At 64.5% G+C, this 12279-nt stretch carries 11 protein-coding genes; 1 reads left to right on the forward strand and 10 read right to left on the reverse strand.

What is annotated here, in order from left to right; genetic code table 11:
* Positions 1 to 112: 112 nt before the first annotated feature.
* Entirely contained in the window at positions 113 to 1603 is a 1491-nt protein-coding gene (gene thrC, locus V6584_RS04520; protein ID WP_340469268.1) for a threonine synthase, read from the forward strand.
* Positions 1604 to 1607: 4 nt separating this feature from the next.
* Here thrC and V6584_RS04525 read toward each other — a convergent pair whose 3' ends face one another.
* The 10 genes from V6584_RS04525 to tig all read right to left on the reverse strand — a co-directional run bounded on the left by V6584_RS04525 (position 1608) and on the right by tig (position 12251).
* On the reverse strand, positions 1608 to 2330 hold the full coding sequence (locus V6584_RS04525) for an ABC-2 transporter permease (protein ID WP_340469269.1): 723 nt from the start codon (positions 2328 to 2330) through the stop codon (positions 1608 to 1610).
* Positions 2327 to 3415 (reverse strand): ABC transporter ATP-binding protein, encoded by a 1089-nt coding sequence (locus tag V6584_RS04530; protein ID WP_404802593.1) that lies wholly within the window; start codon positions 3413 to 3415, stop codon positions 2327 to 2329. Before V6584_RS04530 ends, V6584_RS04525 begins: the two co-directional genes overlap by 4 nt.
* A 5-nt stretch (positions 3416 to 3420) precedes the next feature.
* Positions 3421 to 3858 (reverse strand): GntR family transcriptional regulator, encoded by a 438-nt coding sequence (locus tag V6584_RS04535; protein WP_340469271.1) that lies wholly within the window; start codon positions 3856 to 3858, stop codon positions 3421 to 3423.
* A 155-nt stretch (positions 3859 to 4013) separates the two neighbouring features.
* Positions 4014 to 4685: an HAD family hydrolase gene (locus V6584_RS04540; RefSeq protein WP_340469272.1), complete on the reverse strand. Its 672-nt coding sequence runs from the start codon at positions 4683 to 4685 to the stop codon at positions 4014 to 4016.
* A gap of 146 nt (positions 4686 to 4831) precedes the next feature.
* Complete coding sequence (gene recN / locus V6584_RS04545) at positions 4832 to 6556, reverse strand: DNA repair protein RecN (RefSeq protein WP_340469273.1); 1725 nt, start codon at positions 6554 to 6556, stop codon at positions 4832 to 4834.
* Positions 6556 to 7512: an NAD kinase gene (locus tag V6584_RS04550; protein ID WP_340469274.1), complete on the reverse strand. Its 957-nt coding sequence runs from the start codon at positions 7510 to 7512 to the stop codon at positions 6556 to 6558. Before V6584_RS04550 ends, recN begins: the two co-directional genes overlap by 1 nt.
* Before the next feature lie 157 nt (positions 7513 to 7669).
* The gene (clpX, locus tag V6584_RS04555; protein ID WP_340469275.1) at positions 7670 to 9067 is read right to left on the reverse strand and encodes an ATP-dependent Clp protease ATP-binding subunit ClpX; all 1398 of its coding nucleotides are present in this window, start codon (positions 9065 to 9067) and stop codon (positions 7670 to 7672) included.
* A 232-nt stretch (positions 9068 to 9299) separates the two neighbouring features.
* Complete coding sequence (locus tag V6584_RS04560) at positions 9300 to 9968, reverse strand: ATP-dependent Clp protease proteolytic subunit (protein WP_340469276.1); 669 nt, start codon at positions 9966 to 9968, stop codon at positions 9300 to 9302.
* Entirely contained in the window at positions 9968 to 10588 is a 621-nt protein-coding gene (locus tag V6584_RS04565; protein ID WP_404802631.1) for an ATP-dependent Clp protease proteolytic subunit, read from the reverse strand. Before V6584_RS04565 ends, V6584_RS04560 begins: the two co-directional genes overlap by 1 nt.
* 262 nt (positions 10589 to 10850) lie before the next feature.
* A complete protein-coding gene (tig, locus tag V6584_RS04570) occupies positions 10851 to 12251 on the reverse strand; it encodes a trigger factor (RefSeq protein ID WP_340469279.1) in 1401 nt (466 codons plus the stop codon).
* Positions 12252 to 12279 lie beyond the last annotated feature (28 nt).

Raw genomic sequence — 12279 nt, forward strand, 5'->3', positions numbered from 1 at the left:
GGTTCACATTGCCGACAGGCGACGGCGGACAAGACCCCGGATTAGAATCGCACCCACCACCGGGTATCCGGCGGCGGACCAGGAGGAAGCAAAGGGCGGAGGACGCGACCCCATGATGTCATTCCACAGCACGCGGAGCACCGATTCGACCGTGACCGCCAAGCAGGCCATACGACAGGGAATCGCACCGGACGGGGGCCTCTTCGTGACCGACGCACTGGCCGCCCTCCAGGTGAACCCGGCATCCCTGGCGGGGCAGACCTACCAGGAGACCGCAGTGAGGATCCTGGGCCTCCTCCTTGATGACTACTCCGCCGAAGAACTGGACCTGTGCGTCCGGGCCGCTTATGGCGCCCAGTGGTCCGACACCGACATAACCCCCCTGGTCAGGGTGGGCGACGACTATGTCCTGGAGCTTTTCAACGGCCCCACCTCCGCCTTCAAGGACGTGGCCCTGCAGCTGCTCCCCCGCCTGATGAGCCGCACCCTGCCCCAAGCCGACGAGACCGAGCGGATCATGATACTGACCGCCACCTCCGGCGACACCGGCAAGGCAGCCCTGGCCGGATTCGCGGGGGCGCCCGGCACGGCGATCACGGTCTTCTACCCCGAGGGGAAGGTCAGCCAGGTCCAACGGCTGCAGATGGTGACCCAGGCCGGGTCCAACGTCCGCGTCTGCGCGGTCAGGGGGAACTTCGACGATGCCCAGGCCGCCGTCAAGGCCGTCTTCGCAGACCGGGACCTGGCCGGACGTCTGCGGGACCAGGCGGGCACGGTCCTCTCCTCGGCCAACTCGATCAATGTGGGCCGCCTGGTCCCCCAGGTCGTCTATTACTTCCGGGCCTATGGTTCCCTGATCGACCTGGGCGCCATCAAGGCCGGAGACCCGGTCGAGTTCTGCGTGCCCACCGGCAACTTCGGGGACGTCCTGGCTGGCTACTACGCCTCCATGATGGGTCTGCCCGTGGCCCGTCTGACCGTGGCCTCGGACAGGAACAAGGTGCTGACGGACTTCCTGTCCACGGGGGTCTACGACCGGAACCGCCCCTTCTACACGACCACATCCCCCAGCATGGACATCCTCATATCCTCCAATCTGGAACGGATGCTCTATTACATGTCAGGGGGCGACACCCAGCTGATCTCCTCCCTGATGGAGGACCTGTTCACCCAGGGCCGCTACCAGGTCCCCGCCGGCCTCCTGAAACGGATACGCTCCCTCTTCGCCTGCGGCTGGGCCGATGAGGACCAGGTGTCGGCGGCCATCCGTGAGTGCTGGCAGGAGAACCGTTACCTGATCGACCCCCATACGGCCTGCGGATACCGGGTGATGGGGCAGGCACCACGCCTGGGGGGCGTCCCCCGGGTCCTCCTGTCGACCGCCAGCCCCTACAAGTTCCCCCGGGTGGTCGGCCGGGCCCTGGGCCTGGAAACCCCCACCAGCGACTTCTCCTGCATGGATGCCCTCTCTGCGGCCACGGGGACCCTGCCCCCTCCGGGCCTCAGGGGGCTGGAGGGGGCAGGGATCCGCTTTGATGACTGCATCGACGTAGATGACATGCCGGCCTACGTGTACCGGACGGCTCTGTGTATGAAACCCTAGGGAATCACAGGTCCCTGTCCCGGTAGGCCTTGATGGAGACGGCCTTGGAGATCACATCGACGACAAGGACGACCAGGAGGGCCATCAGGCAGGTCCGCCGGGTGCTGGCCGTGAGAAAGTCCATGACCCTTGAGAACAGGTCCTTCCAATCCAGGGGGAGACGGGCCGCCAGGAGACACAAGAATACCAGGCCTAAGGCGTATATGGACAGTTTGACCATGGCACGGCTGAGGGGGTTCCTGTACAAGAGGGGAATGCACAGATCGATGATGATGATTCCAATGGCCAGGACGGCCAGACCCAGCAGGAAGAGTTCATCCATATGCCCCAAGGCGGCGCGGACATCGACCTTGCCACCCTGCCAGCCATCGTTGACGAAGCGGATGAGGATCAGCCCCAGGGCCATGAGGAGGGGGAAGACATGATTGGCCAGATACCGTCCCAGCACCTGGTTGGTCCGCCGTATCGGCATGATTCCGTATAGACGGCCCTCTGGCCCGTCGTTGGCCATGAAGCAGGTCGTGAGCATGGCGAGGAGGAGGCCGGACTCGCTGCCGGTCACGCCGACGGCCAGCCCGCTGCCGAACTCGCCCCTGTTGCCCGCCAGCAGGACGAGGAGGACGGCCAGGAGGGGGAAGCCCAGGAGGATGGCGAAAAAGGTCAGGCTGCTGCCGACGGTCGAGAAACGGCTCCACTCCACCCTGGCCGCCGTGATGATCTGCTTCATAGCACTTCCTCCTTCTCATCCTGCCTGTCATTGGCCCTGCCACCCCTGTCCGGGGCGGTGCTGTCGCCGTCCGGTCCAGCCTCTCCCGCCTGTCCGGATCCGGCCCTGCGCCCCGTCAGTCGCATGACGGTGTCGAAATCGGCCCGTTGGAAGAGGTATCGCCCCCCGGCTGCCGGCCCGGCGCTTCCCGTCGCCTCCTCCAGGAAGGTGCACCTGTCCTCGCTCCTGATCAGGGCATCGAAACCTGTGGGATAGGACCGCATTCCCTGTATCAGGGAGCCCTGTCCGGGGCTGACGTCACCCGGTCCCCCCTTGACCAGGAGGAAGGCGTCCTCGAACTCATCCTTGGGACCGGTGTAGTAGACCGAACCTGCGTTGATGTAGGTGATGAAATCCGCCACCTCCTCCAAGTCGGAGGTGATGTGCGTGGAGAGGAGGACCGAATGCCGCCCGTCCGACACATAATCGATGAGGGTGTCCATGAGTTCGTCCCTGGAAAGGACATCCAGACCGCTGGTGGGCTCATCCAGGATGAGCAGGCGGGCGTCGTGGCTGAGGGCGATGGCCAGCATGAGCTTCATCTGCATGCCACGTGACAGCTTCTTGATCTTCTGCCTGGGTTGCAGGCCGAACCGTTTCAGATAATCGGCGTACCGGGCCCGGTCCCATTTCGGATAGAAGGGGGCCATGACCCTCTCCGCCGCCTCGACGTACCACTGCTCGTTGAGGTATATGCTGTCGAAGACCACGCCAAGCTGGCTCTTGATGGCCTCTTCCGGCCCCAAATTGTCCAGGCCCAGCACCTGGATGTCCCCCGAGTCGCGGGCGGTCATGTTCAGGATCAACCTGATAAGGGTGGACTTGCCGGCCCCATTGGGACCGATGAGCCCCATGATGTATCCCATGGGAAGGTCCAGCGTCACCTGGTCCAGATGGAAACCAGGTCCGCCCTCCCCTGCCGTCTTCCTGCCGAAGAACCAGCCCGGCCCGCCACCTTTCCCCTTCCCCCTGACGGATCGGTATCGTTTGCTGACGTCACTGACGCGGAGGGCATACTGCGCCCCATCCCGGTTCATGGTGCCCATTGTCTTCATCCTTCCTGGTTTCCGATTCCCGATCCACCGTCCGCAGATGGGTTCTCCGGCTTTCCACCGGCCCGGGCATCCATGGCCTCTTCCAGGAGCCCGCGGACCTCGCCGGGTTCCATTCCCGCCTGGCGGGAAATCTGGATGGCCTCTTGGAAGAGGAGACGGACCCGTTCCTTCAGCTGTCTGCGCATGACCTCGTCCCCCCTGTCCATGACAAAGGTCCCCTTGCCCTGGATGTTCTCGACCAGACCCTCCCTGGCCAGCTCGTTGTAGGCACGGGTGACGGTCAGGACGGATACGCGCAGGTCGCGGGCCAGGCTGCGCAGGGAGGGAAGACCCTCCCCGGCCGTGAGGTCACCGGTCAGGATGGCAGAACGTATCTGGTCCTCTATCTGCTGGTAAATCGGTTCGCCGGACACGGATGAGATGATCAGTTTCATCCAGTCCTCCTTTTGCGTTCGAACAGGAACATCCCTGGTTGGTCTGTATCACTGTTAAACAAAACAATATAACAGTTATGACAACTGTGCAAGTCAATTGCATAACAGTTGCCGGACCCTTGGCCCCCATGCCTTCAGTCCGGCCATGACCAATGTCAGAGCCGGCGGGGTGCCTGGTCGAAGTCGTCCATGCAGCCGTCAGCCTCCCTCTGGATCAGTTCCCAATCCCTGTCGGAGGAGGGGTCGTACATGGCCCATACCTGCATGCCCAGGGACCGGGCACTGCGGATGGCGATGAGGATATCCTCGAAGACCGTGCAGTCGCCGGGGTCCAGGCCCAGTCCCTGTGCCGCGTGGAGGAAGATTGCGGGAGATTCCTTGCCGCCCTGGCCGGCATCGTCGACACTACAGGTCAGGTCGAAGCAGTCCAGGAGGCCTGCGTGTTCCAAGGCGGCCTGCCTGAGACCCGGCGACAGGCTGGTGGCCACGGCCAGAGAGGCCCCGCTGTCACGCAAATAATGGATGTACTCAACTGCATGGGGCTTGGTCCTGACCTGGGTGGCATATAGCCTGCGGGCGGTCCGGTCCCACTCCTCCATCACATCCCTTTTGTCCTCGTGCAGGCGGAAGCGACGGATGGTGTAATCGGCTATGTCACCGAATTGCATGGCCGCCACCTCGTGGGCGAAATCGGCCGGCATCGGTATCCCCCGCCGGTCGAAGAAGATCCTGTCGACCTCCTGCCAGACCCCCATTGAATCCAGCAGGGTCCCATCCAGGTCGAATATGGCCCCCTTGCCCCTGTTGGGACCCTCCTTGCGGCCCATCCTTCCCGACGCTGCCGGCCGTCGCCCGAATGCGGGCAGGGGGCTGGAGCCGTCACTGACTGCCCCACCTCCTGCCCGCTCCAGGTATGAGCCCCCATCGCGACCGTCCAGGGTGGCCTCGCCTGGCCCTCCGCAGACCGGCCCGGTCACAGGCGGCTGGATTCCAGGAGCTCCCGGGCATGGTCCAGGGAGGTGGCCGACTCGCTGCCGGCCAGCATGCGGGCTATCTCGCGCTCCCGGTCCCCCCCTGTCACACGGCCGACGCTGGTCTCGACCCTGTCATCCCCTGCCGGAATCTTGGAGACCACGAACTGGGCGTCCGCCCAGGAAGCCACCTGGGGTAGGTGGGTGACCACAATCACCTGGGAGGTGACGGCCAGACGGGCCAGTCGCCGGCCAAGCTCGACGGCAGCCCGTCCGCCCACACCAGCGTCGACCTCATCGAAGATGAAGGTCATCGTGGGGTTGTCCGTCTTCCCCGCCTCCGGCTGGTTCGCCCGGGCATCCGCGGCCACCAGCTCCAAGGCGAGCATGAGGCGGCTGAGCTCACCCCCCGAGGCGCTTTTGCCCATGGGCAGTTGCGGTGAACCCGGGTAGGGGGTGAAGAGGAAGTCAACGTCATCCAGACCGTGGGCATCCAGATCCTCATCCGGCCTCGGCCTGACCTTGACCTCCAACCCGGCCCCGGACATGGCCAGGGAACCCAGTTCCCCGCTCACCTTGCGCCCCAGGTCGCGCCCGGCCTCGGCCCTGGCATCGGACAGGGCCCGGCCGGCACGGAGAGCGGCTTCATGCTCCCGCTCGCAGCGGTCCTGCAGCTCCCCCACCTTCTCCGGCGAGGCATCCATGTCTTCCAGATCGTAACCGGCCTTCTCCCGCCAGGCCAGGACATCGTCGATACCTGGCCCCCACCGCTTGACCAGCTCGTCCAGGTCGTGGATTCGGGCGTTGATCTTGTCAAGGTCGTCCTCCTGGCCCCCTTCATCCACCTCCCCGCTCAGGGTGAAGACCAGGTCCGACAGTTCCGTGTTCAATGACCTCAGGCGTTGCGCAACCTCCTGAAAGGTCCCTTCCACACCGATTCCCTCCAGGGAGGATATGGCCTCCTCCACAAGGCCGGCCGCCGATGGGGCGTCAGCATCGGGATCCACCTGGGAGGGATCCAGGGCCCCCAGGGCCCGGGCCACCCCCTGGTTTATCTGGGCCGCGTGCTCGATCCGGTCCCGCCTGGCGCGCAGGTCCCTGTCCTCCCCGGGGTGGGGATCGACCTGGTCGATGCGGGCTATGGATTCTCGCAGGTAATCGGCCTGGACCATGACATCCGCCTGTTGGTTGCGCAGGGCGTCCAGCCGTTTCCTGGTCTGCCCGTAGGCCGACCAGGCCTGTGCGTAGGCCTCCAGGAGGTCCTGGTCCCCGGCGTAGGAGTCCAGGAAGTCCCGTTGCCTGGAGGGGTTGGCCATCCGCATCTGGTCGGCCTGGCCGTGGACCGTCACCAGGTCGGAAGCCACTTCCTGCAAGAGGGTGCGGGGGGCCGACCTCCCGTTCACGGCCGCCCTGGAGCGGCCCTCGAGCGGGATGTTGCGTGAGATGAAGACCTGTCCATCCTCCTCCCGGGGCAGACCGGCTTCTTCAATGGTCCGCAAGGCCGCTGACCCCTCATCCAGGCTGAAAACAGCCTGGACCCAGGCCTCATCACCTCCGGGCGAGACCAGTTCCGTGCGGGACGGGGAACCAGATATGAGGCGGATGGCGTTGAGGAGCATGGACTTGCCGGCACCGGTCTCACCCGTTATCGCCGTCATCCCCGGGGAGGGATCCAGGAGGGCGTGGTGGATGGGGCCCAGGTCCCTCACCTCGAGCTCGTCAAGCATCAGTTCCCCTCCTCCTTGGCATCCTGGTCGGTGCCGGCGGCAGGCCTGTCGCCGCCTTTTGCGTCGAGATCGACAAGGGGCCTGTGCTGCTCCCGCCAACCCCGGACGGGAAGGTCGAACTTGGTCACAAGGCGGCGGGTGAAGGGGACCCCGGAGAGCCTGGCCAGTCTCAGGATGTCGTGCGACTTCCTGACGGTGACCCGGGATCCCTTGGGGACCGCCCTCTGTCGGCGCCCGTCGCAGCATATCCACCCCTCCGAGGCGGAATCGTCGAGCAGGTCCAGGGTGAACCGGGAGTCCGGCCCGATGATCAGGGACCTGGCGAAGAGGGCGTGGGCGGCGATGGGTACCATCTGCAGGGACTCGGCATCGGGCCATACGATGGGGCCGCCGACCGAGAAGGCGTAGGCCGTCGAGCCGGTCGGGGTGGCCACGATCATACCGTCGCAGCCGAAGGAGCTCATCTCCACGTCATCGACCCGGACGCTGACCTCGATCATCTTCCCCCGGTCATAGCGTTCCAGGGTCATGTCGTTCAGGGCCCAGTCGGTCAGGGGACGGTCGTGGCCGGGCAGCCAGAGGTCCACGTGTGCCACCATCCGCTCGTCGATCGAGTAGTCATGGTCGGCAACCCTCCTGATGGCTTCCCCTATCTGGAAGCTCTCGAACTCCGCCAGGAAGCCCACATGGCCCAGGTTGACCCCCAGGATGGGGACATCGGTGCACTTGACCAGTTCTGCGGCCCTCAGTATCGTGCCATCCCCTCCGAGGACGATGACGATCTCCGTGTCCTCATCCACCGTCCGGACCGGCTGACCGAAGGCGGGGGCCTCGATGTTGTCCAGGATGGAGACCATGAACCCGTCCGTCTCCAGTTGATGGACGGCCTCCGTCACCAGGTTGCCACCGGCCCGTATCCGGGCGTGGGTGACCACCACGGCCTTGCGTCTGCCCATGTGACCACTCCTTCCAGAAGACCACGATACGGATCACGCCCCGACGGGCCGGTCTGCACCGCCGATCACATGTGTCCACATCTTACCCGCTGCCCCCTGCCCCGGAAGGAATCCTGCAGAAAGGCGGATTCCCGGAGCCCAGCGACCCGGTCCTGCTTCATGCAGCCTTGCGGGCCCGCCTGCCGGACTGTCCGGCAAGTATGTAGCGGGGCGGCCTCAGCCCATCCACGGCCTGGGAGTCGACGACCACCCTGCTGACGTCCTCCCTGTCGGGAATCTCGAACATGGCCCCCTCCAGGGTCTTTTCGATGATGGCCCTGAGCCCTCGGGCCCCGACCCCCCGTTCCATGGCGACCTGGGCGATCCGGTCCAGGGCGTCGTCGGTGAACTCCAGATCGGCCCCGTCATCCAGGAACATCCTCCGGTACTGGTTCACCAGTGCGTTGTCGGGCTCCGTCAGGACCTCCCTGAGCTCCTCCAGGCTCAGGGGAGCCAGTGTGGTGACCACCGGCAGCCGGCCGATGAACTCCGGCAGGAGGCCGAAATCCTCCAGGTCTTCGGCGCTCACCTGGCTGAGCAGACCATCCGGTCCGGAGACGGAAGCATCCTCCTGGCGGTCACGGGAGGCGGCGAACCCGCTCTCATGCAGGCCCAGCCTCCGCTCAACGATGTCGGAGAGGCCCACGAAGGCCCCGCCGCAGATGAAGAGGATCCCCTGGGTATCCATCCGAACGGTCTTGGCCTCTCCCCTCCGGTGACCGCTTTCCACCGGGACGTCGGCCACGGTCCCCTCGATGATCTTGAGGAGGGCCTGCTGGACCCCCTCCCCCGATACGTCCCTGGTTATGGAGGTGTTCTCACCGGACTTGCGGGCTATCTTGTCGATCTCGTCGATGTAGACGATCCCGTGCTGGGCTGATTCGATGTCCCCGTCCGCAGCCTGGAGGAGACGCTGGAGGACACTCTCCACGTCGTCGCCCACATACCCGGCTTCAGTCAAGGTGGTGGCATCCGCGATGACGAATGGGACGTTCATTATCCTGGCCAGGGACTGGGCAAGGTAGGTCTTGCCGACCCCAGTGGGGCCCATGAGGAGGATGTTGGACTTGGCCACCTCGACGTGAAGGGCCGGGTCACTTTCGGCAGCCATGGGCCGGGCACCCTCCTGGCCTCCACGCCCGCGCTCCCCGGCCCGATCCGATTCCGTATCCATCCCCTCCTCGGGCGTCCGGTTGGCTCCGATGCCATCTTCCAGGTCCATGTTGACCCGCTTGTAGTGGTTGTACACGGCGACGGAGAGGGTGCGTTTGGCCGCCCGCTGGCCGACGACATAACGGTTGAGGTAGTCGAATATCTTGCTGGGCACGGGTAGGTCCAAGCGGTCCGACCGGGCATCCTTCGCCTTGTCCTCGTCGATGATCTGCACGCAGAGCTGGATGCACTCGTCGCAGATGGCCGAGGTTGGGCCCTTGACCAGGCGGCGAACCTGATTTTCGGTCTTGCCGCAGAATTCGCAGCGGCTCAGTCCGTCGTTGTAACTCACCACTCGTCCCATCGAAGTGGACCACCTTCCTCATGGACTGTGTTCGTGCATATTCGGTCGGGGAGCCGGAGGGTCCGATGCGGACCCGCCCCACGAATCCCATTCTAGGGCTCACCCCTGATGCATGCATGCATCCGGCTGCTGGATACCTACAAGACGACCCCGGCCCGGTGCCTGCCGCTAGCTTCAGGCGGCCATGCACCGGGTCGGGGTCTGCTCCACCCTCATCGAAGGATGACGGTTCTTACTTGCGCCGCTCCAGGACCTCGTCGACCATGCCGTACTCCTTGGCCTCGGTGGCCGTCAAGATGGTGTCGACCTCGATGTCCTTGCGGATCTTCTCCACGGGTTGACCCGTGTGCTTTGCCAGGGTCTCCTCCAGCCACTCCCTCATGCGGAGCATCTCACGGGCCTGAATCTCGATCTCGGTGGCCTTGCCGAAGTCCTGCTGCATGGCGGGCTGGTGGATGAGCACACGGGCATTGGGCAGTATCAGACGCTTGCCCTTGGTCCCCGCCGCCAGGAGGATGGCCGCGGCGGAGGCCGCCTGACCCAGGCAGACCGTCTGCACGTCCGGCTTGATGTACTGCATGGTGTCGTAGATGGCTGTCATGGCGGTCATCGAACCCCCGGGGGAGTTGATGTAGATGATCACGTCACGATTGGGATCCTGGCTCTCGAGGACCAGGAGCTGGGCCATGATGTCATCGGCCGAGGTGTCGTCGACCTGGACGCCCATGAAGATGATCCGGTCGTCGAAAAGCCGGGTGTAAGGATCCTGCCGCTTGTAACCGTAAGGGGTCCTCTCCTCGAACTGGGGCAGGACATACCGGTCCGACGGCACCGCAACCGGCCCACGCGGACCCGCCAACCGTTGCGCACGGGCCATGAACTTCGCTTCTTCGGATGCCATCAACGCTCACTTCCCTTGTCTGCCCGCATGCTGCCGGGGGTGGTCACGATCTTGTCGACGAAGCCATAGTCCAGTGCCTCCTGGGCCGTGAACCAATGGTCGTATTCATTGTCGCGGTAAATCTCCTCCAGGGTGTGGCCGGTCTGATCGGCGGTCAGCTGGGAGAGGGTCTTCTTCATGTCCATGATCAGCTCGGCATTGATCCGCACATCCGTGGCCGTGCCTCCCACACCGCCCGAAGGCTGGTGCATGAGGACACGTGCATGGGAGGTGATGAACCTCTTGCCCTTGGTCCCGCTGGAGAGGAGGAACTGGCCCATCGACGCCGCCATGCCGACCGCCACGGTCGCCACGTCGGGTTCGATCAGCTGCATGGTGTCGTAGATGGCCATACCGGCGGTGATGGAACCCCCGGGCGAATTGATGTAGAGCCAGATGTCCTTGCGGGGGTCTTCCGCCGCCAGCATGAGCAGCTGCGCGCAAATCACGTTGGCATTGGCATCCTTGACTTCGTCACCCAGCCAGATGATCCGGTCCTTGAGCAGCCGGTTGAAGATTGGGTCGGTCACCGCAGGCGCCGAACCTTCGTCCTCATCGCTGACGGGCGTGATGGTCATCATTTCGCTCACCGTGTCTCCTTCGATAAACATGTCATGTGTCTGAGCCTACCGCCGCCTGGGCGGAGGGCCGATGTCTTTCCGCTCAGTGCGCAACCTGGCAGGGGGCCCTCATCCGGATGGTTCCCAGCCTAGCGGCCATCCACCCCGTAAGAACAAGCCACGCCGGCCGCCCACCCATACAGATGGGGACGTACCGACGTGGCTGTTCGAATTCGGGTGCAGGGTGACGCATTGCCGGACCGTGCACCTTCACGTCCAGGCTTCAGGCCTGGTCGGACTCCTCCTGCCCGTCACTCTCATCCTGATCGGACAGCTGGTCGGCCACAGCCGCGGCCGCGGAGGCCGCCTGCACGCTCTCGGACTCCTCCTCCTGGGGCTCTTCCTCGCCCAGGAAGCGGCTCAGGTCGATGACCTCACCGGCGGGATCCTTGAAGGTTACCGCCCTCATGCCGGCGAGCATGCCCTTGGAGCGGCCCACCTCCTGGACGGCTGAACCCAACTGGCCGTTCTGGATGATGGAGTTGATGAAGCGGCTGGGGTCCATGCCGTACTGTTGGGCGATGGAGGCCAGGAAGTTGGTCACGTCCACCTGGCTGACGGTGACCGCCATCTTCTCTGCCAGGGCATCGAGGGTCATCTGGTCGCGCAGTTCCTTCTCCACGCTCTCCTCGGCCGTCTTCTTCTCCTCGTCGGAGGCATCCTTGGGGTCCTTGCCGGTGTTCCTCAGCTGGTCTTCCACCATGGACTGGGCCACGCCCTTGGGCACGGGCATATCCAGGCCCTCCTGGAGCTTGGCGATGAAGGCGTCACGCGCATCGGTGGCCTGGCGTCCCTCCACATCGGCCTGGCACTGCTTGCGCACATCCTCCTTGAGCTCGTCCAGGGTGTCGAACTCGGAGGCCTCCTTGGCGAAGTCATCGTCCAGGTCGGGCAGTTCCTCGGCCTTGACCGAGTTGACCTTGACCTTGATCTGTGCCTTCTCGCCCTGGTGGTCGCCTGCTTCGAGGGTTCCCTCGAAGGTGGTCTCCTCCCCTGCCGACAGTCCGTCCAGAGCCTCGTCAAGGCCGTCCAGCATGGTGTTGGAACCCAGTTCGTAGCTCACGCCCTGCTGGGAGTCGACGGATTCGCCGTCGATCTCGGCGTCAAGGTCGATGTTGGCGTAGTCGCCCTTCTTGGCCGGACGGTCCACGCTGACCAGGGTGCCGAAACGCTGGCGGAGATTGTCCAGACGCTTGTTCACATCCTCATCTGTCACCTCGGGCCGGGCCACTTCGATCTCCATGCCCTGGACATCGGGCAGGTCGAACTTGGGGCGGATCTCCACCTCTGCGGTGAATTTGAGCTTGGTGGAGTCGGACGCGGACTGGGGGACCTCCTTGACGTCGATCTGAGGCTGCGCCATGGCATGCAGCTTCTTGTTCTCAAGGGCCTTGGAATAGAGCTCCGGCACACCGTTGTTGATGGCCTCCCCGGCCACGGTGGAGAAGCCTATGCGCTGGTCGACGATAGGTCCGGGCACATGCCCCTTGCGGAACCCGGGAATGTTGACCTGCTTGCCGATCTCCTTGCGGGCCTGGTCCAGATAGGGGTCCAGCTCGTCCGGGTCGACGGTGACGGTGAGCCTGACCTTGGTGGGCTCGAGGTTTCTGACGCTGATTTTCACGCTGCGCTCCAATTCATCACAACCATTT

The organism is Bifidobacterium favimelis, from assembly GCF_037963085.1.
Taxonomy (GTDB): Bacteria; Actinomycetota; Actinomycetes; order Actinomycetales; family Bifidobacteriaceae; genus Bombiscardovia; species Bombiscardovia favimelis.

What these genes read in the sequence shown, in the direction of transcription:
- thrC (WP_340469268.1), top strand. Translation starts at nt 113, where the DNA reads ATGATGTCATTCCACAGCACGCGGAGCACCGATTCGACCGTGACCGCC.
- V6584_RS04525 (WP_340469269.1), bottom strand. Translation starts at nt 2,330, where the DNA reads ATGAAGCAGATCATCACGGCGGCCAGGGTGGAGTGGAGCCGTTTCTCG.
- V6584_RS04530 (WP_404802593.1), bottom strand. Translation starts at nt 3,415, where the DNA reads ATGGGCACCATGAACCGGGATGGGGCGCAGTATGCCCTCCGCGTCAGT.
- V6584_RS04535 (WP_340469271.1), bottom strand. Translation starts at nt 3,858, where the DNA reads ATGAAACTGATCATCTCATCCGTGTCCGGCGAACCGATTTACCAGCAG.
- V6584_RS04540 (WP_340469272.1), bottom strand. Translation starts at nt 4,685, where the DNA reads ATGGGCCGCAAGGAGGGTCCCAACAGGGGCAAGGGGGCCATATTCGAC.
- recN (WP_340469273.1), bottom strand. Translation starts at nt 6,556, where the DNA reads ATGCTTGACGAGCTCGAGGTGAGGGACCTGGGCCCCATCCACCACGCC.
- V6584_RS04550 (WP_340469274.1), bottom strand. Translation starts at nt 7,512, where the DNA reads ATGGGCAGACGCAAGGCCGTGGTGGTCACCCACGCCCGGATACGGGCC.
- clpX (WP_340469275.1), bottom strand. Translation starts at nt 9,067, where the DNA reads ATGGGACGAGTGGTGAGTTACAACGACGGACTGAGCCGCTGCGAATTC.
- V6584_RS04560 (WP_340469276.1), bottom strand. Translation starts at nt 9,968, where the DNA reads ATGGCATCCGAAGAAGCGAAGTTCATGGCCCGTGCGCAACGGTTGGCG.
- V6584_RS04565 (WP_404802631.1), bottom strand. Translation starts at nt 10,588, where the DNA reads ATGATGACCATCACGCCCGTCAGCGATGAGGACGAAGGTTCGGCGCCT.